Source organism: Butyrivibrio sp. ob235 (genome assembly GCF_900109475.1).
Classification (GTDB): domain Bacteria; phylum Bacillota; class Clostridia; order Lachnospirales; family Lachnospiraceae; genus Butyrivibrio.
On record NZ_FOBE01000010.1, the window covers coordinates 96,670 to 120,873 of the forward strand.

The 24,204-nt window shown below is 42.1% G+C and carries 23 protein-coding genes; 4 read left to right on the plus strand and 19 right to left on the minus strand.

The window, feature by feature from the left end:
- Positions 1–257 precede the first annotated feature (257 nt).
- Positions 258–1,496 carry a serine hydroxymethyltransferase gene (gene glyA, locus BMW61_RS09515; RefSeq protein ID WP_022762853.1) on the minus strand — a complete coding sequence of 413 codons (1,239 nt, stop codon included), beginning with the start codon at positions 1,494–1,496 and terminating at the stop codon, positions 258–260.
- A gap of 145 nt (positions 1,497–1,641) precedes the next feature.
- Between glyA and BMW61_RS09520 the strand changes: the two genes are divergently transcribed.
- Together BMW61_RS09520 and BMW61_RS09525 are read left to right on the plus strand one after the other, a co-directional pair.
- On the plus strand, positions 1,642–2,616 hold the full coding sequence (locus BMW61_RS09520) for a diacylglycerol/lipid kinase family protein (RefSeq protein ID WP_022762854.1): 975 nt from the start codon (positions 1,642–1,644) through the stop codon (positions 2,614–2,616).
- 130 nt (positions 2,617–2,746) lie between these two features.
- Positions 2,747–3,463 carry a phosphatase PAP2 family protein gene (locus BMW61_RS09525; protein ID WP_044958795.1) on the plus strand — a complete coding sequence of 239 codons (717 nt, stop codon included), beginning with the start codon at positions 2,747–2,749 and terminating at the stop codon, positions 3,461–3,463.
- A 77-nt stretch (positions 3,464–3,540) separates the two neighbouring features.
- Here BMW61_RS09525 and BMW61_RS09530 read toward each other — a convergent pair whose 3' ends face one another.
- The 3 genes from BMW61_RS09530 to holA all read right to left on the minus strand — a co-directional run bounded on the left by BMW61_RS09530 (position 3,541) and on the right by holA (position 6,432).
- Positions 3,541–4,566 (minus strand): glycosyltransferase family 2 protein, encoded by a 1,026-nt coding sequence (locus BMW61_RS09530; protein ID WP_022762856.1) that lies wholly within the window; start codon positions 4,564–4,566, stop codon positions 3,541–3,543.
- Between the two features lie 70 nt (positions 4,567–4,636).
- Positions 4,637–5,395, minus strand: a complete 759-nt coding sequence (locus tag BMW61_RS09535) for a DUF1653 domain-containing protein (RefSeq protein ID WP_242876684.1) — start codon at positions 5,393–5,395, stop codon at positions 4,637–4,639.
- A 20-nt stretch (positions 5,396–5,415) separates the two neighbouring features.
- Positions 5,416–6,432, minus strand: coding sequence for a DNA polymerase III subunit delta (holA, locus tag BMW61_RS09540; RefSeq protein ID WP_022762858.1), 1,017 nt, complete (start codon positions 6,430–6,432; stop codon positions 5,416–5,418).
- Between the two features lie 89 nt (positions 6,433–6,521).
- Here holA and BMW61_RS09545 point away from each other — a divergent pair, with 89 nt between their 5' ends.
- Positions 6,522–6,926, plus strand: coding sequence for an acetolactate synthase (locus BMW61_RS09545; RefSeq protein WP_022762859.1), 405 nt, complete (start codon positions 6,522–6,524; stop codon positions 6,924–6,926).
- A gap of 84 nt (positions 6,927–7,010) precedes the next feature.
- On the opposite strand, the gene BMW61_RS09550 is transcribed toward BMW61_RS09545, so the two are convergent.
- The 12 genes from BMW61_RS09550 to argC all read right to left on the minus strand — a co-directional run bounded on the left by BMW61_RS09550 (position 7,011) and on the right by argC (position 20,364).
- Positions 7,011–7,301 (minus strand): hypothetical protein, encoded by a 291-nt coding sequence (locus BMW61_RS09550; RefSeq protein WP_026498067.1) that lies wholly within the window; start codon positions 7,299–7,301, stop codon positions 7,011–7,013.
- A gap of 147 nt (positions 7,302–7,448) precedes the next feature.
- Entirely contained in the window at positions 7,449–9,674 is a 2,226-nt protein-coding gene (locus tag BMW61_RS09555) for a DNA internalization-related competence protein ComEC/Rec2 (RefSeq protein WP_091821312.1), read from the minus strand.
- A gap of 38 nt (positions 9,675–9,712) precedes the next feature.
- Entirely contained in the window at positions 9,713–10,651 is a 939-nt protein-coding gene (locus tag BMW61_RS09560) for a GerMN domain-containing protein (protein WP_022762862.1), read from the minus strand.
- A gap of 8 nt (positions 10,652–10,659) precedes the next feature.
- Positions 10,660–12,132, minus strand: coding sequence for a sensor histidine kinase (locus BMW61_RS09565; protein ID WP_022762863.1), 1,473 nt, complete (start codon positions 12,130–12,132; stop codon positions 10,660–10,662).
- 31 nt (positions 12,133–12,163) lie between these two features.
- The gene (locus tag BMW61_RS09570) at positions 12,164–12,844 is read right to left on the minus strand and encodes a response regulator transcription factor (protein ID WP_022762864.1); all 681 of its coding nucleotides are present in this window, start codon (positions 12,842–12,844) and stop codon (positions 12,164–12,166) included.
- Between the two features lie 22 nt (positions 12,845–12,866).
- The gene (locus BMW61_RS09575) at positions 12,867–13,640 is read right to left on the minus strand and encodes a helix-hairpin-helix domain-containing protein (protein WP_091821315.1); all 774 of its coding nucleotides are present in this window, start codon (positions 13,638–13,640) and stop codon (positions 12,867–12,869) included.
- 162 nt (positions 13,641–13,802) lie between these two features.
- Positions 13,803–15,344: a sugar ABC transporter substrate-binding protein gene (locus BMW61_RS09580; protein WP_091821318.1), complete on the minus strand. Its 1,542-nt coding sequence runs from the start codon at positions 15,342–15,344 to the stop codon at positions 13,803–13,805.
- A gap of 33 nt (positions 15,345–15,377) precedes the next feature.
- Complete coding sequence (locus BMW61_RS09585; RefSeq protein WP_091821353.1) at positions 15,378–16,556, minus strand: aspartate aminotransferase family protein; 1,179 nt, start codon at positions 16,554–16,556, stop codon at positions 15,378–15,380.
- 11 nt (positions 16,557–16,567) lie between these two features.
- Entirely contained in the window at positions 16,568–17,452 is an 885-nt protein-coding gene (gene argB / locus BMW61_RS09590; protein ID WP_022762868.1) for an acetylglutamate kinase, read from the minus strand.
- A gap of 32 nt (positions 17,453–17,484) precedes the next feature.
- Positions 17,485–18,708, minus strand: a complete 1,224-nt coding sequence (gene argJ, locus BMW61_RS09595; protein WP_091821356.1) for a bifunctional ornithine acetyltransferase/N-acetylglutamate synthase — start codon at positions 18,706–18,708, stop codon at positions 17,485–17,487.
- A gap of 101 nt (positions 18,709–18,809) precedes the next feature.
- Positions 18,810–19,256: a GNAT family N-acetyltransferase gene (locus tag BMW61_RS09600; protein WP_091821321.1), complete on the minus strand. Its 447-nt coding sequence runs from the start codon at positions 19,254–19,256 to the stop codon at positions 18,810–18,812.
- Between the two features lie 52 nt (positions 19,257–19,308).
- The gene (gene argC, locus BMW61_RS09605; RefSeq protein WP_091821324.1) at positions 19,309–20,364 is read right to left on the minus strand and encodes an N-acetyl-gamma-glutamyl-phosphate reductase; all 1,056 of its coding nucleotides are present in this window, start codon (positions 20,362–20,364) and stop codon (positions 19,309–19,311) included.
- 297 nt (positions 20,365–20,661) lie between these two features.
- Here argC and BMW61_RS09610 point away from each other — a divergent pair, with 297 nt between their 5' ends.
- Positions 20,662–21,885, plus strand: coding sequence for an argininosuccinate synthase (locus tag BMW61_RS09610; protein ID WP_022762872.1), 1,224 nt, complete (start codon positions 20,662–20,664; stop codon positions 21,883–21,885).
- A 129-nt stretch (positions 21,886–22,014) separates the two neighbouring features.
- Here the strand turns inward: BMW61_RS09610 and BMW61_RS09615 are convergent, their stop codons facing one another.
- The 3 genes from BMW61_RS09615 to BMW61_RS09625 all read right to left on the minus strand — a co-directional run bounded on the left by BMW61_RS09615 (position 22,015) and on the right by BMW61_RS09625 (position 24,194).
- Positions 22,015–22,767 (minus strand): hypothetical protein, encoded by a 753-nt coding sequence (locus BMW61_RS09615; protein WP_091821327.1) that lies wholly within the window; start codon positions 22,765–22,767, stop codon positions 22,015–22,017.
- A gap of 18 nt (positions 22,768–22,785) precedes the next feature.
- The gene (locus BMW61_RS09620) at positions 22,786–23,079 is read right to left on the minus strand and encodes a DUF1294 domain-containing protein (RefSeq protein ID WP_091821329.1); all 294 of its coding nucleotides are present in this window, start codon (positions 23,077–23,079) and stop codon (positions 22,786–22,788) included.
- Between the two features lie 89 nt (positions 23,080–23,168).
- A complete protein-coding gene (locus BMW61_RS09625; protein WP_091821332.1) occupies positions 23,169–24,194 on the minus strand; it encodes an acyltransferase family protein in 1,026 nt (341 codons plus the stop codon).
- Positions 24,195–24,204 lie beyond the last annotated feature (10 nt).

Genomic DNA, 24,204 nt, shown 5'->3' on the forward strand with positions numbered 1-24,204 from the left:
TTTCTCTTTCTCTTATCTTTAATCGTAGTATACACATGCCGGATATAATTGTCAATACATTTTTTAAAAAATATTTTTGATATTAGATTATTTCGTATAAAAATATCGATTATCTGATAAATTGTTTGTAATAGTCATAATATTTGTACAATTCAAAATACCGAATTCTCTTCTCGAAATAAAGTATAAAATCAAAAGAAAAAAGCTGGCCCTAAATATAAAAATTTAAGGTCAGCTCTAATATTTTGCTAAATTTTTTATATAAGCGGATATTTTGCAGTCAATTCTTTGATGATTGCTCTTGCCTCATCATTTTTCTCGCCTTTTCCTTTGATTACGATTGAAATTGCTTCCGCAATTTTATCCATATCCTCCTCGTTCATTCCGCGGGTAGTAACTGCAGGAGTTCCGAGTCTGATACCGCTTGTAACAAAGGGAGACTGCTTTTCATTGGGTATTGTATTCTTGTTTGCAGTGATGTGTGCATCATCAAGCCATGCCTCAACATCCTTACCTGTGAGATCAAAATTGGTAAGATCGATAAGCATGAGGTGGTTGTCTGTACCGCCCGAAACGATCTTAACACCTCTGCTCATAAGGCCTTCACTGAGTGCCTTTGCATTTTTCACAATCTGCTGCTGATATTCCTTGAACTCGGGAGTAAGAGCTTCCTTGAAGCATACTGCCTTAGCAGCTACAACGTGCTCAAGCGGGCCACCCTGAATTCCGGGGAATACAGCCTTGTTGAACTTATACTTATCCTGAGCTGCCTGATTCCAGAGAATAAGACCACCTCTGGGGCCTCTTAAGGTCTTGTGAGTTGTCGTTGTAACAACATCAGCATACGGGAACGGGCTCGGATGAACGCCTGCTGCAACAAGTCCTGCAATATGAGCGATATCAGCCATAAGAACAGCACCGCAAAGATCAGCTGCCTCACGGAACTTTGCAAAATCAATTGTTCTGCAGTATGCAGATGCACCTGCGATGATAAGCTTGGGCTGATGCTCCTTGGCAAGCCTCTTGACCTCTTCATAATCGATGAAGCCATTCTCATCAACACCATAAGCCACTACATTGTAATATGTACCGGATATATTAGCCGGGCTTCCGTGTGAAAGATGTCCGCCCTGACTGAGGTTCATACCAAGAATTGTGTCACCGGGCTTTAAGAGTGCAAACTGAACTGCGAGATTAGCCTGCGCTCCGGAATGAGGCTGAACATTTGCATAGTCACAATGGAAAAGCTCTTTTGCTCTGTCTCTTGCAATGTTCTCTACCTTATCTACTACATAGCATCCGCCGTAGTAACGTTTTCCCGGAAGGCCCTCCGCATACTTGTTGGTAAGGGGACTACCCATAGCTGCCATAACAGCCTTACTTACCCAGTTTTCAGATGCGATCAGCTCAATATGATCGTTCTGACGCTCCATCTCCTCTACGATGAGGTCAGCGATCTCAGGATCGACATTTTTTACTTCATCCAATGAATACATACCGGCATTTCCTCCACTTCGATAATTTGACGTTTTAATGTGCTAAAGCAATTGTGAAGTATCATAGCATATAATGATATAGGTGTCAAAACAGAAATCATTTGCTAAAATGAATAAGAGTTTTATTTCGGGAGCGTATGAAATAATGTTTTACTGTATAGTTAATCCTTCAGCAAGATCGGGGAACGGCAAAAATATCTACAACATTTTTGAGGAAAAATGCAAGACTCTGGGGAAACCCTACAAGGTTGTCTTTACCAAGGGCCCCGGGCACGCCATGAGCGTTGTGAAGAAGCTTACTGAAAAGAAGATCGGTGAAGATTCTTCAGAGCCTATAAATATTGTTGTAATGGGTGGAGACGGCACCCTAAATGAAGTAATATCCGGCATTCAGGATTTTGATAGAGTGCGCCTCGGCGTTGTTCCGCTTGGATCCGGAAATGATTTCGTCCGCGATCTGGATTTTCCGAAAAATCCAGAAGACCTGATAGATCGAATTTTGAAGGAAGAAGTAGTAAGAAAGCTGGATATAGGCAATGTTCATTATGATCATATGACAAAGACCTTCTCCAGACTTCACGATGAGAGAATCGCTTCCGACAGACGTTTTGATGTCAGTGCAGGAATAGGTTTTGACGCCGCGGTTTGTGAAGAAGCACTTTCTTCAAATACTAAGAATTTCCTGAACAGGCTGGGCCTTGGTAAACTCACCTACGGTTCGATTGCAATCAGGCAAATACTTCACGCCGATCAGCCCTCCTGTGATATTGAGACGGATGATAATCAACACATTCACATAGACCATCTCATTTTTGCAGCAGCCATGATCCACCACTATGAAGGCGGCGGCTTTAAGTTCGCCCCGGATGCGGATCTGCAGGATGGCTATTTTGATCTCATTGCAGGCGGCGACATGAGCACATTTCGGATCTTTAAAGCACTGCCCCTGGCCTTTTTTGGTAAACACTATGGTCAGAAAGGAATCCACCATATAAGAGCAAAGGAAATAAAAATCCGTACCGCTCTTCCTTTATGGGTTCATACCGACGGAGAGGTTTTATTAAAATCCGATGCTATTACGCTCACCTGTTTACAGCAAAAACTGAGCCTTTTATCGTGAAAAACGTATAGTATTTTATATTTTTTTTATAATTTTTGTACAGTTTTGTGTTTGATAAAAGATTTGCACTGCGATATAGTAGAAATCGGTAGTATTAGTTTGTTTCTATCATTAAAAGGTGTATTTATTTATGAAAAAGAGAACATCAAAGTGGTTTGACAAGCCTTGGACCAAAGAACGACTGGAAGATACCATCAGATGCCTCATACCGGTAATAATTTACGCATTTGTTTACTTCACATGGTTTTTCCATCTGGAAGGTACCAAGGAGTTACATTATACAGAAATTCACGCAGCTTTAGATGACAAAATCCCGTTCCTGGAGATTTTCATCATCCCGTATTTGGGCTGGTTTGTTTATTGCTCATTCTTCTTCTTCCTGTTCCTGCTAATGTACGATATGGAAGACTTTTTCAAGAATGCAGCATTCTTCTTCACCGGAATGACGCTGTTTTTGATCATTTCATCTATCTGGCCCAATATACAGTATATGCGACCTGCGGTAATGCCGAGGGATAACATTTTCACACACATGATTCAGAATCTGTACAAGACGGATACGCCGACCAATCTCTGGCCAAGCATTCATGTGTACAATGCAATCGGCACACACCTTGCCATTTCCAATTCCAAGCGTTTTGAGAAGTGGCTCAAGAACAGTTCTCTCGTCTTCTGCATACTGATCATTCTTTCAACAATGTTCATTAAGCAGCATTCGGTAATAGATGTTCTTGGAGGAATCATCTTTGCAGTATGTTCCAACCTGGTAGTATATAAGAGTGAGCTTATCGTGAACGCATATCACCGTTTCGACGAAAGGCAAAAGACCAGAAGAGCGCTGCAGTAAATTATAACAACAACAATAAAAGCATGGCTTTATGAAAACAGCCATGCTTTTTTATTTGAACTTGTACTGCGACAGTTTTAATTGAAATTATACAATTTCCGGGCAATCTTATAGCCTGCCATTGTAACCTTTCTTCCGCCCTTTCCGGGAAGATATACAAAAATTCCCTCGATACGATAGCGAAGCTTAGCATACAAGAGAAAACTTCTGTTTCTGATGTATTTCATGAGCTCCTTGCGCTTTTCAAGATTTTCCTTTGTCCCGGACACAACCATAAGTATTGTTGAAATAGCAGTGATAACCTCAAGATAATTAAACATATAGTGATGTCTTTTCTTATTTGACTTTATCATTCCGATATTTTCAACATAATAATCAACCATCAGCTTGTTAACTCTTACCTGCTGATCAAGTCTTGAGATCATGATCTCCTGGTTTACAGACTGATCTGATCTTCCGATGTAGTAATAATAGAAATTGACATCAAGATAATACATCGTCTTAACAAACGGAAGCGGATTAAATACATAGATATTATCCACATAGAATGTGTGCTCCGGAAGCTTAAGACCGCAGTCTCTAAGAAGCTTTGTTCTGAATATTACGGAATGCATCAGAAGATAATGTCCTATGGATATCTTCTTAACATCATCCCAGGTGAAAAGCTCCTCAATGGGGAACATTCTGTTATAACGCATCACCTTATGGCGCTGCTCACCCTCTTTGTTGTAAACGAAATTGCTGATAAGAAGGTCGAGTCTCTCGCCACTTACAACAAATTCCTCAAGAGTTGTAAGTATTTTTCTGTAAGCTATCTCTTTTACCCAGTCGTCACTGTCAACAACCTTGAAATAAAGACCTGTAGCATTTTCAAGTCCAGTATTTACTGCTGATCCGTGTCCACCGTTCTTCTTGTGGATTGCCTTGCAGATTGTGGGATACTTCTTAGCATACTCATCAGCTATTGCTGCCGTATCGTCTTTTGATCCGTCATCCACAATAAGAATCTCTACCTCTTCGCCTCCGACAAGAAGTGAATCGATACACTTTCTCATATAATCCTGCGAATTGTAACATGGAACTGCAATACTTAATAACTTCATCTCTTTTCATATCTCCTTAAAAATCATATGGATTTGCATTTTTATCTTTTCGTAACGGCATTCTAGCCTGTCAGCGAAGTCTGGTAACCTCAAATCGCTGCTTTGTCACAAGGCACTCTCTGAGCTCTGCGCATCTTACATCCGGATCATCCCCGGGAATCTCTGTATCTATGGACATTGCCATCACATCAATCATATCATTGGTAACAACCGGTCTTATAAGATTGAGAACCTCAATTCTCTCAGCGGAATTCCTTGCATCAAGGAATCTTACCACGAGAGGGTTCATTCCAAAGTCCTCGGCTTCCTCCTCGATCGTGCGATTCATATAATTGCTGTTAATCTCATTATCAGGATCCGGCTTAATCACCTTATCAGACGTTTTGTCTTCCTTCTCCTCCTTTTTCATCGGAGTATTGGCACTTTTCAGCATATCAATCGCCCGTTTTTTTATCACATCCGTCTGAGGCCTTATAACATTATCTTGTTCCTCTTTTTCACAAGCAGGTGTTACTTCTTTTGTTTCTACAGGAGTAACAGGTGTTACTTCTTTCGTTTTTACGGGAGCAGCTGATATTTCCTCATCCGCCTTGTTCTCATAGGGCGCAAAAAGTTCGAATCTCATCTTCTGATCCGCATTAGGATATTTATCTCTGTCAACCTCCGAGACAAATTCACTAAGAGGTCTGCAGTAAACAGTGTAATCACCGTAAAGTGCCTGATACACTACCTGTTCTTCACCTGTATCCGCATCCCTTGCAATGGTGATAACCTGATATCTTCCTCCTTTAAAATGTCTGTAAAATTCCTGTGGTTTAGGTCTATGCAAAATGATTTCCCTCCTTACATTCATCTTGATGACGCTTTAACTATAATCATTTCAACACTTATGATTCTGTCAAGCTTGCCTGATTTTACAGCCTCGTCGCTGGAAAGGCACATCTCAAGCGAATCCTTTAAATCCTTCATTTGGTAGCTTCTGGACCATCCCATAAGCTTTTCCGCAACAAACGGATGTATTCCCAGCTTCTTGGCTATATCGCCCTTATTGGCAGAATACTCGGTCATCTCCTTAACCTGAAGGAGCTGGTTGAACTGTCTCATAATGAGCGCAAGAATCTGTTCCGGTGCGGTTTTTAACGCAAGCAGTTCATAGTAGATGTTCATCGCCTTCGCCTGATTTTTCATAACAATAGCATCTGTCATCTCAAAAATCCTGCTTGTAAGCCAGTTGGCGCAAACAGCATCTATATCCTTTTCAGTCACCTCATTTCTTCCGAGAGTGTAACTGATGAGTTTCTCCATCTCGTGGACCATATTGGACATATCGGTTCCGACACGGCTGATAAAATACGCAATAGCCCTGGCGCTAATCGTTTTACCTTCAGCCTTCATTTTCCCGGTAATCCATCTATATAGCATCTGTTCATCCGGTGTCTCGCAGTCTATGTCAAGGCCGGCCTTACTTACTGCCTTATACATGTCCTTTCGCTTGTCAACTGCCGATTCCACGAATAAAAAAACAGTTGTTTCGGCAGGGTTCTTTAAATAATCAGCAAGTTCGGGGCATCCGTTTTTAAAAAATCCGCTATCCTCAATGACTATGACACGTCTCTCTGCAAAAAATGGCAGCGTCTCGGCCATGTCAATTACCTCAGCGGGATTAATCCCTGCGCCCTCATAGTGCTGGAGATTCATCTTATCTCCACCGCCAAGAAGGGCCTCACGAAGTTTATCCCTGTTCTGGTTGCGCAAATAGGCCTCTTCGCCGTATACAAGATAGCATGGCCTGAATTTACCTGTCTGAATATCCTCATTTATCTGCTTTTGCTTGACAGGATAATCTGTCGTCTTCTTTGCAGCCATATTATTTCCTTGCCCCACAATCACAATATGTTGTATATTATAACATAATAAGCGAGGTTTCGGCTTAATCTTTTATGGGAGGAGTCATAATGTTAAAGCAGGTATCTATTTACGCTGAAAACAAAAAGGGGTGTTTTCAGAATATCACAGGAATTCTCAGGAAAAATGACATAAATATTCTCGGATCGGTTACGAATGACTCTGCCGAATACGGAATAATCAGAATGGTCGTTTCAGATCCGGAAAAATGTATCAAGGTTCTCGGTGATGAAGGTTATATTTGCAAGACCACTCATGTTCTTGGAATAGAGTGTCCAGATGCTGTTGGAGCTCTGGACAACATTTTGAAGTCACTTTACGAGAGCAATATCAATGTTAACTATATCTATCTGTCCTTCAATCGTGAATCAGGTCTTCCCATCATGGTTATGCATACAGATGATATTTACGCTGTTGAGAATATCCTGGTAAACAAGGGATACAAATCCATTTAATAACATATAAAATGCTATACACGAATAAGACCGCAGGCTCCCCAGCCTGCGGTCTTCAAGTATATATATAATTTCATACCCGACTCACTTGACATCTGCGCCATGACTGGCAGCGATGAGTCCAATTGCGAAGGTCAGAGATATAGCAATTTCGATACCGAGGACAAACTTATCAGACTGATCTCGCTTCTCACCGAGAACCTCAGCCTCTTCCTCCCCCTCGCTATCGTCTGAGTCTGCATTTTCAGAATTTTCTGTTGTCTCATACATAACAGCTGAATTCTCAGCTGATGAAGCATGAACTATTCCTGAGAAACTAAAAGCTCCCAGCAGCACCAAAAATACTAACATGGCGCCCGCAACAAATTTCTTCATTACTCACCTCATCTCTTCCTTCTCTAACACACATTATAAAGGAATGAATTAGTCTATAGTTTACGGAAAATGAACAGTTTTGTTCATAACTCGTACTTGACAATAATGCCGTTTTATGCCCAAATCATAATTCTCACGATTATAAGATTAATCCAAGTACGTTTTTATTTTCACATTTTTATCATTCACTAATGCTGTAATTGCCCCATTTTGCGCGGTTATATAGGTCTTTGCACCTATATTGTCAAGTCTTTCAAGTAATTCTTTATGCGGATGATGATATTGTGAATTCTGTGCACAGCTTATAAATGCTACTTTGGGATGAACTATATCAAGAAAAGCCTCATCCGTAGTATATCTGCTGCCATGATGAGCCACTTTAAGCAGTGTTATGTCCGCAAATTCATCTCTGTGAGCTCCCACATAGGCACGCAGGTTATCCTGGCCCACGCCATCCACATCACCGGTAAAAAGCCCTTTAAAACTGCCTTTTTTTATATACAGAACGGTTGAATATGCATTGGGTTCATCTGTTATCATATTTTTAACGGGGCCAAGACATTCTATCTCAACATCTCTGTTTCTGATCTTATCTTCTCTGCCGATGTATGAAACATTTATCCCCAGCTCTCTTGCTTTTTCTTCAAGAGTTCTATATTTTTCACCCTTTGAGCTGTCACCAACCTTAGGGAGAATCAAATTATCGATTTTTATGGCTCCCTTATATTTTTCCACCTCATCAAAAAGTTCGAGGATTCCGCTCACATGATCTTCATCCTCATGTGTCATGATCACTGCATCAAGCCTGCCGATTCCCTGATATGACAAAAAAGGTATCAGTTGATATTTCGCAACCTGCTTCTTGGATGTACTACCGCCATCTATAAGATAATTGGCGGTTTTAGTCTCTATAACTATTCCATCACCCTGGCCGACATCTAAAGCAGTTATCCGCAGTTCCGGCCTTATTCTCAGGCATAAAACGCATAAACCTGCAAACAAAAAAACATGCCTTATTATGTCAAACTTCCGCTCTCTGATTTCATCCAATCGTCTTTTTGCAGAATCTGTACTCGGAACCGGCTTATGGGTTTTGAGCTTAATAATAACAAATGCTCCCAAAAGGATTAAGTAAATCAAAACCTGCCAAATCTCAGGATGTCCCGCATACCATGTATTGCCGGGTATTGAACTTCCGGTATTACAACAAAGCAGAAACCATTTCAATATCAGGTGACATCCTATTCCGCTCACTATCCCTGCGGGAAGAAATACATAGCCAAAAATAATAGCCGCTATTCCCAAAAGGATCAGCACAGACATAAGCGGAAGAACAAACAGATTGAGGACTATGGAATAAACCGGATATGTGTAATAAAAGCACATATTCACCGGCAAGGTAACAAGCATTATGGAAAGGCTTGCTGCCATAAACTTAAGCTTACCTGTTCTGATAGTGTCAGGCATAACAGGAAGCACATAGCCTATCGCTATAACAGCGCCAAAGGACATTAAAAAACCACTGTGTTTCAAATATAACGGACATGAGACAAGAAGCATTATTCCGGAAAGAGACATAGCTGACAACATATCGTAGGTTCTGCCTATAATATCCGCTCCCAGATGGACAGCAAACATAACAATTGCTCTGAATGCTGATGCACTCATTCCGCACATAACTCCGTACATAAGCATTACTATAACCGAAATAGCAGCTGCTGCCGGAATTTTCACGCCCACTTTCCTAAGAAGCCTGTAAAGAGACATTCCAATAATTGATATGTGCACGCCGGACACCGCAATAATATGGATAATGCCGTTTTTCTTGAATGCATCTTTAATATCATCTGATAGCCAATTCTTATCTCCCAGAAGTATAGCTTTCATTACTCCGGAATCTTCGGAATTCATTGTTCTATCCAGAATCTCTTCAAAGCTCTGCTTGACTCTGTACAACAATTCCTCCGGCACATTTTCTCTTCCACCGATTCCAAGAATTTTCACATCCGTAAGACTGTATTCAATTTTCAAAATTCTGTAATAGCTTCGACTGTCAAACTCTCCGGGATTCCTACTCTCCGGAAAGTTTCTCACTTTTCCTGAGACCTTGAGGATACATCCCATAGGAAGCTTATACCCTGCATCATCCAGATAGAGCATAATCTTCCTTCCGTCTTCCTTTTTCAGGTACAAAACAATCTGTTTTTCTCCTGTATAGGAACTGATTTTTTCTTCTTTACCACATATGGTTCCGGTAATTGTAACAACTGCCCGATCAGGCAGTTCTGAGCCTTCCTGCATCTGTATTACCAGTAGCAGAAAAAAGACAGCCGCCGCGAATAATCCCCCAACAGCGCATAGCGGTCGCTTCATTTATATATTCCCAACAAATATAAACCGCAAAAAGCAGATTATTCCCTGACTATATCAAGGTTTCTCTCGAATATTGTATCGAGAGATACATTTTCCATGAAAGTGGCAGAAGTCTGCCCATTCACAGATATCTGAACCTTGTTAACATCTGCGGTTTCACAAATAGTGTTAACAAGAGAGTATAACGCCGCCTTAGGGCTGACATTGCCCACCTGCGTAAGGATTCCTTCATCAAAATCAACATAACATACGCCGTCTCTTACAGAAACGGAATTTATCTTTGTCTGAGGATTGAGCGTCGGAAGTGCCAAATCTGTATTTGGTCCTTTCAACAACTGTTCTATAGCAAGTCTCTGCATAAGAATATTACTGTTATACACGACACTTCTGTAAACCGGTATGAGTTCCTCCCCATCATCCGTAGCGAAATAGAGAACGAGTTCAACCTTCTCATAGGTATTTATCTCATTACCTGCGTTATAAACAAAGTTATCTGCAGACATGTTGCCTATGATATTCCCATTACTATCCAAAAGCGGTGTATTTTCAACAGTAAAAGTCACATATTGAATGCCGGGAACCTGTGTCAGTGTACGAACCATTGCCGCTCTGTCCAGAATTTCCGTAGTCTTCTCGGTAGTGGTGTAGGTACTTGAAAAATTAAGCGTAAGTACATCACCATTTATTTTATACGAAAGAAGATTAACCGGGCCGTAAATAGGTGCCTCATATTCGAGCTTTTCCGGCATTGTTCTCATCTTTGCGAGAAGCTCTTCTATTACTGCCTTTGTGTTTGTCATATCAGAGAGAACATGATAGTCTTCGCATACCATACCGTTCTCATCAGATTTGAGGTAGTATACCTGTACCCTGTTCGGATCATCTTCCTTAGCCTGATTCGCGCAGCTGGTCATGCACAGAACAACAAGCATAAGACACAATATTAAGTTTACTAATCTTTTTAATGTAGTATTCATATCTCCCGTTATTCCAGTGACTGCATGTAAATCAGAGGGATTCTAACCGTGAAGGTAGTTCCCACATTTTCTTCGCTCTTAACCTCTATTGTTCCTCTGTGCATCAGTATCGCACTGTGAGTAATTGCGAGACCGAGTCCTGTGCCACCGATCTCTCTGGATCTTGATTTATCGACTCTATAGAATCTCTCATAAATCCTGTCGAGACTGTCCTCAGGAATACCTATTCCCGAATCGCTCACTTCACAGGTAAAATACTGATGGTCTGCATCCAGTTTAACCTTGACGAATCCGTCGTCCTTATTATATTTAACCGCATTTTCGACAAGGTTCATAAGTGCCAGTGACAGCTTAACCTCATCAATTTCAGCTGTTATCTCTCTTGTAGTTTCCAATGTCAATTCTATGTTACGCTTCTGAGCAATAGGCCTGATTCGCTTAAGGATTATCTCCATCATCTGAACCACGTCAACTGAAGTGATATTTAGTGCTGTAGCCTTCTTATCCATTCTGACAAGCTCAAGAAGGTCATTTATTATCTGATTCTCTCTGTCTACTTCAGCTGCTATATCCTCCATAAAATCCCTGTAGACCTCATTCGGAACATCCTCCTGCATAATTAGAGAATCTGCCAGCACCTTCATGGATGTAATGGGCGTTTTAAGCTCATGAGAAACGTTAGAAACAAATTCCTGTCTTGAGGCGTCAAGTGCATTCATTCGGAGGAGAAGCTGATTAAACGCATTTATAATGTGTTCTGTCTCATAATAATCAGATCCTGCTATAGGTTCGTTTGTAAATCCTGCCTTAACGTCATTGATAGCAGATGTAATTCTGTCAAAAGGCTTAAGAAGTCTTCCTGACATATATAAGGCCATAACAAGGATTACAATTATGGCAATAACCTCTATCGTCATCGCTCTTCTTGTCAGAATATCCATGGTAGCACTGATATAATCGGTCGAAACACTTATCAGCAGAACGCCTCTGACAACATCCTGTTTTTCTTCCTTCCGGGCCACATCTCCTGTCTCATAGGTCAGCGTCTCCATGATCGGCGCCGTCATCTCAATATAGCCGTTATTCTTGTCATAAACGGCAGTTGATCCTGAGGTACCATTCTTCAGACACTTGACTACCTCGTCGGAAATTATGGTTTTTCCCTCACTTATGCCGTATGTATCCTTGCGAATTTTCAGATCACTGTCAATGACAATAACTCTCCCGTCATAAAGGTTCGCAATAAGGTCAAGCTCTGCGTTTATGACATCAGAAGTCGTATCCGAAAAATAATTGTAATTTATCAGGTGATTCGCCAGAATCATCAGTTGCGTAGACACTTCCGATTCTCTGACATTGACAGCACGATCCTCGTAGCTTTCAAGAATTGCAGAATGAATCACGAGGCATGAAACAAGCCCCGTGAGAAAAACAATCAAAAATATTCTAAATCTAAGACTTTTAAATGGGTTGTATATCATCTTGGCTCCAAAATTTTTGCCTGAATCTCATTTATGCCTGGAAGTAATAGCCTGATCCCCACTTTGTTCTTACATACCTTGGCTCGCTGGGATTAACCTCAAGCTTTTCCCTGAGTCTCCTAACATGAACGTCAACCGTTCTCTCATCTCCGGGGAAATCCTCTCCCCATATAGCGTGCAGAAGTTCACTTCTGTTGTAAACCTTGCCCGGAGTAGATACCAGGAACTCAAGAACATCAAATTCCCTGCTGGTAAGATTTATCTCTCTGTCGCCAACATATACTCTTCTATACTCTTCATTGATCGTAAGATCTCCAAATGTAAGCACTTTAGCCTGTGTCTCAGGTTTAGTGGTTCTTCTCATGATTGCCTTTATTCTGGCCTTAACCTCGAGTATATTGAAAGGCTTTGTAATATAATCATCAGCTCCGTACTCAAGGCCAAGGATTTTGTCCATATCATCACCCTTAGCTGTAAGCATAACAATCGGTACGGATGAAAAATCCCTTATCTGCTGACAAACTTCAAAACCATCCATTCTCGGAAGCATAACATCGAGTAGAATAATGTCATAGGTATTGGCATGTGCAAGCTGCAAGGCTTCCTCACCATCAAAAGCGCTATCAACCTTCATACCATCCTGCTCAAGACTGTAACGTATTCCTTTTACAATTGTCTTTTCATCATCAACAACCAGTACCTTCTTCGCCATTTCTTCCACTCCATTTAATTCTTTAAACTGTTATATAATCTTTTATTTTTGCAAAGAACTTATCTTTGATACCTGAAACTTTTTTGATATCATCGATTGTTCCGAATTTACCGTTTTCTTCACGATAGGCAAGAATATTTTTTGCCCTGCCCGGTCCTATGCCCGGAATTGTGCACAGCTGGGTCTCATCAGCTGTATTGATATTGACCTTGCCGCCCTCAGATTCAGAGGAAGAAGAACTGTCCTCATTCATCCCGGTCACACCCGCTGTATCACTACCCGGTTCAACGGAAATATCTGTCTGAACATTCCCGTTTTGCGCAGAAATTGCAGTTTCTTCCAGAGTCGGAATTTTGACTTTAACACCATCGGAAAGCACCAACGCCTGATTTATATAATCGCTGTCCGCTTCCTCTGAAAAGCCACCTGCTGCCTTAACAGCATCAACAACTCTGCTGCCACCCGGAAGTTCATACACTCCCTCGCAGAGAACTGCTCCGCACACATGAACCATGATTGTCTCGGGAAGATTGCTTTTTTCCTCTTTTACTGTCGTATCTGAGGCTGTATCCGCCTCCGCAGAGCTAACTGAATCTGCTGATGAAGAATTTTGAGTTTCGGCAGATTCGCTCCCTGAAGCATCAGACTCCGGCCTATCATCCTGTACTGAAACAGTCTCAGAGGTTCTGTCCGGCTCTGTGAGCACCAGTTCAGCATTTTTCCTGCTGCATCCGGATAATATAAGCATCCCGGTCAAAATTGAAATTATAAAGCTTTTCGTAATATTTTTATGCATGTTTCCTCCACAATGTGGAGGCCCCACCACGCATAGACTTAGTTAAGTCCAATAAACATAATAACGGAAAAGATTTTTAAAAACAAGATGGCTGTAATATTTTCGTAACAATTACAAAAAAGACAGCCATAAAGAGTATTCTTTTGTTTAATTTGTAAACATTTATTCTTCCTGCCCCTCGGTAATAACGATAGAAGCATCCGGAAGCCGCTCCTCAGTAACCTCTGTTCCGCCTATCTGAAGCTTAACATTTTCAGACAATGTTTTTAAGGTATCGTTAACATTTGCACCTTCCCATATATTGGAAAAGGCAATCTCAAGCTGTACCCAGAAATTACTGGTAGCCATAAGCTTGGGCATGGGAACCGATTTGGCATAAACGCTGACAAAGGAATCAAGCGAATCATTTCCGTAAGGGATCCCCTCGTGCGCGATAAGCTTGCCACTCATTGTATAGCAAGTATCTGTGTTCTCACTGCAAAGGAAAGCTGCAAAATCATTCGCTTTTTCCTGATGCTCCGAGTATCCGTTAACCACCAGACACTCAGTAACGGACATGGTTCTTGTTCCATAGGTATCGTTAAGAGCCGGCATTGTGGTCACCCCATACTCAAAGCTGCAGTTGCCGGCAGCCTTAGCCTCTTCTATTTTAGCTACAGCATCGGTTGTCGCAACGGTAAATACTGTTTTGCCGTCAATAAAGTCCTGCAAAACATTCTCATAAGTAACCACACTCTCATCTATGGCAAAGAACTGATTGAGCTGCTGATAAAAGCTCATGCAGTTGATAGTATCTTCATTGTAGACATTGATCTGACTGGTATCGTCTCCAGACTGTCCACCAAGATTAAGATAATTACCCACAAAGAAATAATTATAAAAAATATCGGTAACATCCCATCTGAATACCGATTCAACAGTATCAGGGGCATTATAATTATCTGCGAAAAGAAGAATATCTTCGATAGTGGAAGGAAGCATCTCATTAACACCCGCCTCTACCTCTTCAGCGGAAATCGCGGATTCTTCCACATACTCTGCGCCATCTGCATTTTCGGCATCTTCACTGATTTCAGGTACAGGTGCATCCTCGGCCTCTGTGATATCCTCGCCCTCTATCTCTCCGGCATCCGCAGCTGCCTGCGCAAGTTCGCCTTCCGCAGCATCAAGCTCAGCCTGTCTGCGCGCGCGTACCTCGTCTTCCAGATAAGTTCTGTTATATAAAAGTGAACTTGTTTCAAAATAGTAGGGATATGCGATATATTTTCCCTTATAGGTAATCGAATTCTTCGCAGCATCACTAAAACCAAGAGTCTCATCCTCCAGAAGCTCCGGCTTTTTTATTTCCTCAGCAAGTCCTGCAAGATAAGCCTTCTCAAGGCTGTCGTGTGTCATGATGAAAACATCGGGATAATTGTCACCCTGAACAGATGCCTTACTTATCTCCTCAAGATACTCAAGACCGGAAACCAGCTGTATCTCAGCTCTGGTGGTCTTACTCTTCTTATTGTACTCAACAGCCTTACCGGTAAGATAATCCGTCATGGAATCATCAGTGTACCACAGTCTTATGGTTGTCTTGTCATTTGCGCCGAAAATCGAACGCTCCTCATGGAGATTTATTCCTGACCTGGAATAATAAAAAGCTGCTCCGAGCAGTGCTATAACCAGAACCGCTCCAAGCAGCCTGAATCTTATCTTCATAGATAACCTCACATAAAAATATTTAGTGATTACTTAAAGACAAGCTTCCAAAATATCCAGCATATCGTCAACATCCTTCTTTGTTATTACAAGCGGAGGAATGAATCTGATAACATTTGTTCCTGCATTTATAAGAATAAGTCCTTTATCAAGCGCTTTTCCGATAATCTCTCCTACGGGACGATCAAGTTCAAGTCCCTGTAAAAGTCCGCTGCCTCTGCGATCCACGATGAAATCATAGCGATTTTTCAGATCGTCCAAACGCTCTTCGAGATATTCCGAAACCTGTCTCACGTTATCTATTATATGTTTAGTCTCGAATAAATCAAGGACTTTGTCGATTGCCGCACAGGCAAGGGGATTACCACCGTAAGTAGTACCATGATCACCTGCCACAAGTGAATTCTGTCCCACTTTTTCAGTCATCAAGAAAGCACCTACCGGCACTCCGCATCCAAGCGCCTTGGCTGTTGTCATGATATCGGGCTTAACACCAAACTTCTGCCATGCATACATATAGCCTGTTCTTCCCATACCGCACTGTATCTCGTCAAGAATAAGAAGAATATCCTTTTCATCGCAAAGTGCTCTTACATTCTTTAAGAAATCCTCAGTTGCAGGATAAATTCCACCCTCACCCTGAACGGTTTCCATTATTATGGCAACTGTTTTATCTGTAACCTGCTTTTTAACGCTCTCAAAATCATTGTAGGTTGCAAAACGGATGTTACCTATCATAGGCTGAAAAGCGTCCCTATAGTGAGCATTTCCGGTAACGGAAAGTGCCCCGAAGGTTCTTCCGTGGAAGGAATGATTCATTGCGATTATTTCATGATCTGTCCTTCCGTCCTTTAAAAAGCCGTATTTTCTTGCTGCCTTGAGCGCACCCTCAACAGCCTCTGCCCCGCTGTTTGTAAAAAATACACGGTCCATACCGGAAACTTCTTTAAGCTTTTTGGCCGCTTCTATTGCGGGCACGTTGTAATAATAATTTGAGGTGTGAATAACCTTATCAATCTGGTTCTTAAGAGCATCGTTGTACTCTTTATTACCGTATCCCAGAGCAAAAACTCCTATGCCTGATACAAAGTCCAGATATTCTTTTCCCTCTATGTCATAGAGATGAACACCCTCGCCTTTATCAAGTACCACCTGATATCTGTTGTAGGTGTGAAGCAGATCACGCTCGGCTTCATCAATATATTCTTTCATGGTTGCCATTTTCAAATCTCCTCTCCGTCGGGCATGAACATGGTTCCGACACCCTTATTGGTAAAGAACTCAAGCAGCAGACAATGCGGTATTCTTCCGTCAAGAATATGCACTCTGTGAACTCCCTCTTTTACTGCATTTGAGCAATTTTCAAGCTTGGGGAGCATTCCTCCGCCTATATTACCGCTCGCAATAAGCGCATCCGCCTCAGAGCAGGTAAGTCTTGAAATAAACGAGGATGGATCATTGATATCCCTGTAAACTCCCTCAATATCCGTAAGGAAAGCAAGCTTGTCGGCATTTACGGCTTTAGCTATGGCACAGGCCGCATCATCCGCATTTATATTGAAGGTCTCAAAGTTCTCATTCATTCCTACAGGTGCGATGATAGGCAGGTAATCATTGTCCATAAGATCGTAAAGGATCTTGGGATCTACCTTCTCGACATCCCCGACAAAGCCGATATCCTGACCTCCTGAAAACTTCTTCTTAGCCTTCAAAAGTCCGGAATCCTTGCCGCTTATTCCGATTGCCTTAACGCCAAGCTCCTGAACCATTCTTACAAGGCACTTGTTCACCTTATTAAGAACCATCTCAGCTATCTCCATGGTCTCTTCATCGGTAACGCGAAGGCCGTTTACAAACTCCGCTTCCTTTCCGACTTTGCCTACCCACTTGCTGATTGCTTTTCCGCCGCCGTGGACGATGATGGGCTTGAAGCCGACGAGCTTTAACAGTGTCACATCCTTGATGACATTCTTCTGGAATTCTTCACTCTCCATAGCACTTCCGCCATACTTTACGACGATGATCTTGCGGTTAAACTTCTGAATATAAGGAAGTGCCTCGATCAGCACCTCAGCTTTTTTCATTACTTCCTGCATATCTGTATCCATGGTTCCTCTCCTTTTTCTTTAAATACCGGGTGTCAGCTTCTGTAATCAGCATTGATTTTTACATAGTCATAGGTGAGATCGCAGCCCCAGGCACAGGCCTCCTCACTTCCCGAATGCATATCCACCTTCGCGATAACCTCTTTTGCCGAAAGTACTTTAGATGCATATTCCTCATCAAAAGCCTGCGGCTCTCCGTTTTTAAATAACAATAGGCTTCCATCGCAGCTCTCAACCGAAAGCTCGATTTTATCCGGATCAAACAGTACACCCGAGTAGCCAAGTGCACATAAAATGCGTCCGAAATTAGCATCGTGTCCGTATATCATAGCCTTTGTAAGGGATGAGCAGATAACAGACTTTGCCAGTGTCCTGGCATTTTCTTTTGTATCCGCATTCATAACATGTGCTGTGAAAAGTGCGGTTGCACCTTCTCCGTCACCCGCAAGCTTTCTCGCCATCTCCTTACAGATAGTGAAAAGAGCTTCCTTAAAGGCTTCGTAATCCTGATTTTCTTCCGTGATCTCCAGATTTCCTGCTTCTCCGTTTGCAAGAACCATGAGAGAGTCATTCGTTGACATGTCTCCGTCAACGGAAATCATGTTAAAGGTATCCACAACCACTGTCTTCAAGGCCTTCTGAAGAAGTTCATGTGATATCGAAACATCTGTTGTTATAAATGAAAGCATTGTGCACATGTTAGGATGAATCATCCCGGATCCTTTTGCCAGGGCTCCCATGGTGCACTGCTTACCACCCACTTCAAATGTAACAGCCATCTGTTTGGGATAAGTATCTGTTGTCATTATTGCCTTCGCTGCATCTGTCCCGGCTTCTTCTGAATCCGAAAGCTGCGGAACCATCTGCGCAATGCCGCGCTTTATTGCATCCATGTTCATCTGCATACCGATTACACCTGTGGATGCAACCAGAACAGAATTCTCCGGAAGGTTTAGGAGCAGCTCCACTTCGGCAGCTGTATCTGCACAAACCTTTTTACCCTCCTCACCGGTACAGGCATTGGCAATTCCCGAATTACCTACTATTGCATGTACGGGTTGAATTCCACTGCATATTTCCTTGTCCCAAAGGACCGGAGCCGCTTTTACCACGTTGCTTGTGAAAACGCCTGCTGCCGTGCAAGGTGACTCGCTGTAAATAAGCATCATGTCCTTGCGATCTTTATATTTTATATTTGCTTCTGCGCCTGCTGCCTTGAAACCTTTAGCAGCTGTAACACCACCTGTTATTATTTTCATGGTTTTCTCCTTATCTACCCTCATCCGTAAGCTTCGCTGACACCTTCCCCCTTAGGGGGAAGGCTTTAATATTTCTCACCCCCAGGGTAAGGCATTAGGTCTTAAATTCCAACAAATTCAGTGAGGTTATTTTCATTTAATGTAAAGTCGTAATAGTTCATGTCCGAGCGAAGCGTCCAGTTCATTCGCTGCCAGAAAGCATTCCCGACCTTGTTGGTAACAAACGCATTAAGGCAGACTTTGTTGATCTTCTCTTCCTTTAATCTCTCAATACAGAACTCAACCATCTTTTTGCCGATTCCATGACGCCTGTAATTTTTATTAACACAAACATGATAGAAACATGCTCGTCTCCCATCATGTCCGCAAAGAATGGCTCCGACTATCTTGTCGTCTTCAATGTCCACCGCACATGTATTTGGATTTCGATTGATAAATCTTGTTATTCCTTCCAGTGAATCATCAAGAGTTCTTATTCCGAAACCCTCTATCGAATTCCAAAGAGCGTAAACTTCTTCATAATCATCTATAGTCATTACCCGTACCATGACGTTTCCTCCAAAAGCACTTAATATATAAGGTCCTCGCCAGGTTCTCTCATCACGGGAATGCCGGAACGAAATCAAGTCCCATGCTTTCCTCAAAGCCAAACATAATGTTCATGTTCTGAACAGCCTGACCGGCAGCACCTTTTACCAGGTTATCTATTGCTCCCATCATGATGACTCGACCTGTGCGCTCATCTATCTTGAAACCTATATCAACGAAATTGCTTGTCTCAACCCATTTTGTCTCCGGATATACACCATCAGGTAAAAGTCTGATAAACTTCTCATCCTTATAATATTTCTCATAAGCAGTCCTTATGTCACTTGCAGTGGGAAGCGATCCGTCCGCTTTTTTCATAAGTGATGCGTACTCTGTCGCAAGGATGCCTCGGTTCATGGGAATCAGATGAGGTGTGAAGTTGATTGTAAATTCCTCACCTGCCGCATATCCAAGCTGCTCCTCAATCTCGGGTGTGTGTCTGTGATTGGTCACGCCATAGGGCTTTACGCTCTCATTAACCTCACAGAAAAGGTTCGGTGTTTTCGCCCCTCTGCCTGCTCCGGAAGTACCGCTAAGCGCATCGACTATGAGTGTCTTAGGATCAATGAGCTTCTCTTTAATAAGAGGATAAGCTGTTAAAATCGAGCAGGTTGTGTAGCATCCGGGATTAGCGATCAGTCTCGCTCCCTTTATCTTATCCCTGTTGATCTCACAGAGTCCGTAAACCGCTTCCTCTATATACTGGGGCGACTTGTGCTCGATGCCGTACCACTTTTCATATACGGAAACATCCTTAATTCTGAAGTCAGCCGACAGATCGATTATCTTAACCTTGCTCAAAATTTCATCATTAACAAGTCCTGCGCAAAGGCCCTGGGGAGTTGCCGTAAAAATAACATCCACTTTCTCTGCAAGCTCGTCCATGTTATCGTCGAGGCATTTCTCATCTACTATATTAAAGAAGTTTCCGTAAACGGAACTGAATCTCTCATCTATATAACTTCTGGAGCCGTACCACACGATCTCCGCCTGCGGATGGCTGTAAATCAGTCTTGCGATCTCCGCTCCTGCATAACCTGTAGCTCCGATAATTCCTACCTTAATCATTTCTGCGCCTTCCTTATAATGTATTATTCATTCAGCGTTTCTGAATCTTATGCACATTATTATGCATACAGGATTTTCTTAAAAGATCTCGTTTCCCCCGTATCATTTATTATATGCTTTGCACTTTAGTATAATCAACAAAACTGTTTTATGCAAGCATTATTTATATTTATGCACTTAAACCTGCATTTTATAAATTTTTATGCATAAAACACTTGCATTTAATCACAAGGTGGTGTATATTCCTTATAAATCGTTCAGATTTTTATACATCACGCATTTATTAAGGAGGAAAACATGGCTAAGGATAAGGTTATACTTGCATACTCGGGAGGACTTGATACAACAGCGATCATCCCGTGGCTTAAGGAAAATTATGATTATGAAGTAATCTGTGTCTGCATAGATTGCGGACAGGAAGAAGAACTTGACGGACTTGATGAGAGAGCTAAGAGCTGCGGAGCTTCCAAGTTATACATATTGGATGTTATCGATGAGTTCTGTGATGAATACGTTGTTCCCTGTGTTCAGGCTCACGCTGTATATGAGAATAAGTACCTTCTTGGAACATCCATGGCTCGTCCTCTTATTGCCAAGAAGCTTGTTGAAATCGCAAGAAAAGAAGGCGCAGTTGCTATCTGCCACGGCGCTACAGGTAAGGGTAACGACCAGATCCGTTTCGAGCTCGGAATCAAGGCTCTTGCACCCGACATCAAGATTATCGCTGCATGGAGAAGTGATAAGTGGAACATGGATTCCCGTGAATCAGAGATTGAATACTGCAAACAGCACGGCATCAATCTTCCCTTCTCAGCTGACAGCAGCTACAGCCGTGACCGTAACCTCTGGCACATCTCACACGAGGGACTTGAGCTCGAGGATCCCGGACAGGCTCCCAATTATAAGCACCTTCTGGTTCTCGGCTGCACACCCGAGGATGCTCCCGATGAGCCCACAACCGTAACCATGACATTTGAAGGCGGTGTTCCCAAGTCAGTTAACGGAAAAGAGATGAAGGTTTCAGACATCATCCGCACTCTCAATAAGCTTGGCGGTGAAAACGGAATCGGTATCGTAGATATTGTTGAGAACCGTGTTGTAGGTATGAAGTCCCGCGGCGTCTATGAGACACCCGGCGGAACAATCCTGTATGAGGCTCATCAGCAGCTTGAGGAGCTTATCCTTGACCGTGATACTTACACCATGAAGAAGGATATGGGCAATAAGTTCGCAGATCTTGTATATGAAGGAAAATGGTTCACTCCTCTTCGTGAGGCAGAACAGGCTTTCATCGAGTCAACCCAGAAGTACGTAACAGGAGAAGTTACCTTCCGTCTCTACAAGGGTAACATCATCAAGGCCGGCACTTCATCACCCTACTCACTCTACAATGAGTCAATCGCTTCCTTCAAAACAGGTGACCTCTACGATCACCACGACGCCGAGGGCTTCATCAATCTCTTCGGTCTCTCATGCAAGGTTCGCGCCATGAAGATGCAGGAAGTTGAGAAAAATAAATAATACTGAATAATAAACACCATCCCCCATATATATGTATAGATTCGCGTTCTCGTTGCGAAAAACGCATAATCGAACGAGTCTCTATACATATACATGGGGGATTCCTTCATAATCCAACATTATTCTTTTTCAGTTTTTCTGTTTCGCTGCGAGGCGTCTTCGTATCTCTTTTATGTTGCCTCTGTAGGAAAAGGCTACTTTGAGTTTTTTATCGGTATCCATGATAACCCAGCCAAAGCCTTCGTCCTTTATGTGATTTACGTTTATCATTGCATCCTGTGAAATAGGACAGATGGCTGTGAATATCGCACACTGCTCAAAAAGGTTGTAAATATCGGTGATAAGGTTGATGCTTCTGTTGTCTGTCAGATAAACAGTAAGCTGGTTCTCTCCTATCATCTCTGCGCAGATTATGTCATTTTCTCTGGCATAGATTGTCTGTCTCTCGCCGCGCATCTCAAGGGTTGGAATCGGATCGCCGAGTCTCTTTTCACACTCTGTCAGAATCTCCTCAAGATCCTTTACGCGGATCTGCTTATCAATAAAAAGAAGCTCATCATAGATGCCTGCTTCCTTTGCAAGAGTTTTGTAATCATGGCAAGAAGAACACATAACCACATTCTTCATCCCACCTATCTCAAACAGAAGCTTGGCAACATCCATGCCTGTCTTGAACCGCTCATCATCTTCATCGGGATTGGCCATATCTATGAAAATGATATCGTATACCTGCGGGAACCTTAAAAGTGCGGGAATATTACCATACAGATCGATGTAAAAATGCTCTTTTCCTTCCTTCTGATAGCGATCTGACTGGCGGCGCAAGAGGCGCTCCATCTGCTTTCTGTCAGCTATATTGTCATCAAAAACTGCTATATGCATTACAAAACCTCAAAAAACTTATCTGAAAAGTATCTCAAGCGGAGACATTTTTATCGTCACCACAATTCCAATCTGAGCGATGAGAATAAGCGGCATTCCTACCACAAAGTACCAGTGCTTGGTCTTGTGTCTGAAAATATACATACCAAGAATGCTTCCGATACTTCCGCCCATAAGCGCCAAGATAAACAGTACGGATTCGGGTGTCCTGAAGGAATTTCTCTTGGCCTTCCTTTTATCATTCCCCATCGAGATAAAACTGATGATATTTATGATTCCTATATAAGATAATAAAAATTTTAGTGAGTCCATGAATGATATTTTAATGCATAAAAAGCGGCGGCGCAATAAACAAAAGAGCCTTCAGTGAAAGTAATCATCTCACTGAAGGTCCATGTTTTTCATCTGATTTTATCTTTTAGTCTTGCATATAGCCTGAATATGTTGGCGCATACGAGTGTTCCTGCCGTAAATGTCAGAACGTTCATGACAAATCCGAATCTCTCATAATGCTTAAAGTGGATTATCAGATTTATAAAAAGCCAGTGATACAAGTACATCCCATAGGTCACATCTATTCTGGCTCTTTTTGCAGGCAGCGAATATGCCGCAGCTATAGTCAAAAGGCATGTAACTGTGCCGCGAAGGAAATCGGTGTAGTATCCGATTCCGCTTGCAGGCAGGAAGTTTAGCCCGATCTGCACTGCCAAAAGAGCAATTGCCGCTTTTCGGATATGATCTTTCTTATATAATTCGCAGGTGTGAAACATAACTCCTACGAAGAACCAGAATGCATACGGAATAAAGGTGCGCTCAAGCAGTTTTTGCCAGGTCTCGGAAAGCTGCGGTGCCAAAAATCCGGATGCTATATTAAGTACTCCCAAAACCGCCACAACAACAAGCCAAACTGTTAGTTTTTTCCCATATCGCTTCAGAGCCTTTTTTACAAAAGGCAGCACTATATAGAGCTGGATAATTACGGTAAAGAACCACATAGTGCCATTCATGCTGCCGGTTGCAAAGTTTTTCAGACAGTCAGGCGTATTGGCAAATCCGAGGCCCTGAATAATAGCCCACTTTATCATCGAGCTGTCGTAGCGTTTTCCTACAACAAAATAGAACACCGCAACATATACAGCCATACTGAGCCACATATCGATATAAATTCTGGCAATCCTCTTTTTTAAAAATACACCTACTCTTTCTCCATATCTTTCAAAAGATGCTGAAGCAAGAAATCCGGCTATGGTAAGCAAAACAACAGTCGGTTGGAAGAAAGTTGATATTCCGCGCAGAGTAGCGACCTGATTCGCGGACTGCGATGTATAATAATAGCCAACATGACCGGTATAATGGAGGTACATCACACAAAATGCGGCAAAATAACGAATGAAGTCAAAAAAGTTTTCGGATTCTTTTCTGTTCATATAAGTCAGC

What these genes read in the sequence shown, in the direction of transcription:
- BMW61_RS09580 (WP_091821318.1), bottom strand. Translation starts at nt 15,344, where the DNA reads ATGAAGATAAGATTCAGGCTGCTTGGAGCGGTTCTGGTTATAGCACTG.
- BMW61_RS09620 (WP_091821329.1), bottom strand. Translation starts at nt 23,079, where the DNA reads ATGGACTCACTAAAATTTTTATTATCTTATATAGGAATCATAAATATC.
- BMW61_RS09570 (WP_022762864.1), bottom strand. Translation starts at nt 12,844, where the DNA reads ATGGCGAAGAAGGTACTGGTTGTTGATGATGAAAAGACAATTGTAAAA.
- argB (WP_022762868.1), bottom strand. Translation starts at nt 17,452, where the DNA reads ATGGATACAGATATGCAGGAAGTAATGAAAAAAGCTGAGGTGCTGATC.
- BMW61_RS09615 (WP_091821327.1), bottom strand. Translation starts at nt 22,767, where the DNA reads ATGCATATAGCAGTTTTTGATGACAATATAGCTGACAGAAAGCAGATG.
- BMW61_RS09610 (WP_022762872.1), top strand. Translation starts at nt 20,662, where the DNA reads ATGGCTAAGGATAAGGTTATACTTGCATACTCGGGAGGACTTGATACA.
- BMW61_RS09530 (WP_022762856.1), bottom strand. Translation starts at nt 4,566, where the DNA reads ATGAAGTTATTAAGTATTGCAGTTCCATGTTACAATTCGCAGGATTAT.
- BMW61_RS09555 (WP_091821312.1), bottom strand. Translation starts at nt 9,674, where the DNA reads ATGAAGCGACCGCTATGCGCTGTTGGGGGATTATTCGCGGCGGCTGTC.
- BMW61_RS09550 (WP_026498067.1), bottom strand. Translation starts at nt 7,301, where the DNA reads ATGAAGAAATTTGTTGCGGGCGCCATGTTAGTATTTTTGGTGCTGCTG.
- BMW61_RS09545 (WP_022762859.1), top strand. Translation starts at nt 6,522, where the DNA reads ATGTTAAAGCAGGTATCTATTTACGCTGAAAACAAAAAGGGGTGTTTT.
- BMW61_RS09600 (WP_091821321.1), bottom strand. Translation starts at nt 19,256, where the DNA reads ATGGTACGGGTAATGACTATAGATGATTATGAAGAAGTTTACGCTCTT.
- glyA (WP_022762853.1), bottom strand. Translation starts at nt 1,496, where the DNA reads ATGTATTCATTGGATGAAGTAAAAAATGTCGATCCTGAGATCGCTGAC.
- BMW61_RS09525 (WP_044958795.1), top strand. Translation starts at nt 2,747, where the DNA reads ATGAAAAAGAGAACATCAAAGTGGTTTGACAAGCCTTGGACCAAAGAA.
- argJ (WP_091821356.1), bottom strand. Translation starts at nt 18,708, where the DNA reads ATGAAAATAATAACAGGTGGTGTTACAGCTGCTAAAGGTTTCAAGGCA.
- BMW61_RS09560 (WP_022762862.1), bottom strand. Translation starts at nt 10,651, where the DNA reads ATGAATACTACATTAAAAAGATTAGTAAACTTAATATTGTGTCTTATG.
- holA (WP_022762858.1), bottom strand. Translation starts at nt 6,432, where the DNA reads ATGGCTGCAAAGAAGACGACAGATTATCCTGTCAAGCAAAAGCAGATA.
- BMW61_RS09565 (WP_022762863.1), bottom strand. Translation starts at nt 12,132, where the DNA reads ATGATATACAACCCATTTAAAAGTCTTAGATTTAGAATATTTTTGATT.
- argC (WP_091821324.1), bottom strand. Translation starts at nt 20,364, where the DNA reads ATGATTAAGGTAGGAATTATCGGAGCTACAGGTTATGCAGGAGCGGAG.
- BMW61_RS09575 (WP_091821315.1), bottom strand. Translation starts at nt 13,640, where the DNA reads ATGCATAAAAATATTACGAAAAGCTTTATAATTTCAATTTTGACCGGG.
- BMW61_RS09585 (WP_091821353.1), bottom strand. Translation starts at nt 16,556, where the DNA reads ATGAAAGAATATATTGATGAAGCCGAGCGTGATCTGCTTCACACCTAC.
- BMW61_RS09520 (WP_022762854.1), top strand. Translation starts at nt 1,642, where the DNA reads ATGTTTTACTGTATAGTTAATCCTTCAGCAAGATCGGGGAACGGCAAA.
- BMW61_RS09625 (WP_091821332.1), bottom strand. Translation starts at nt 24,194, where the DNA reads ATGAACAGAAAAGAATCCGAAAACTTTTTTGACTTCATTCGTTATTTT.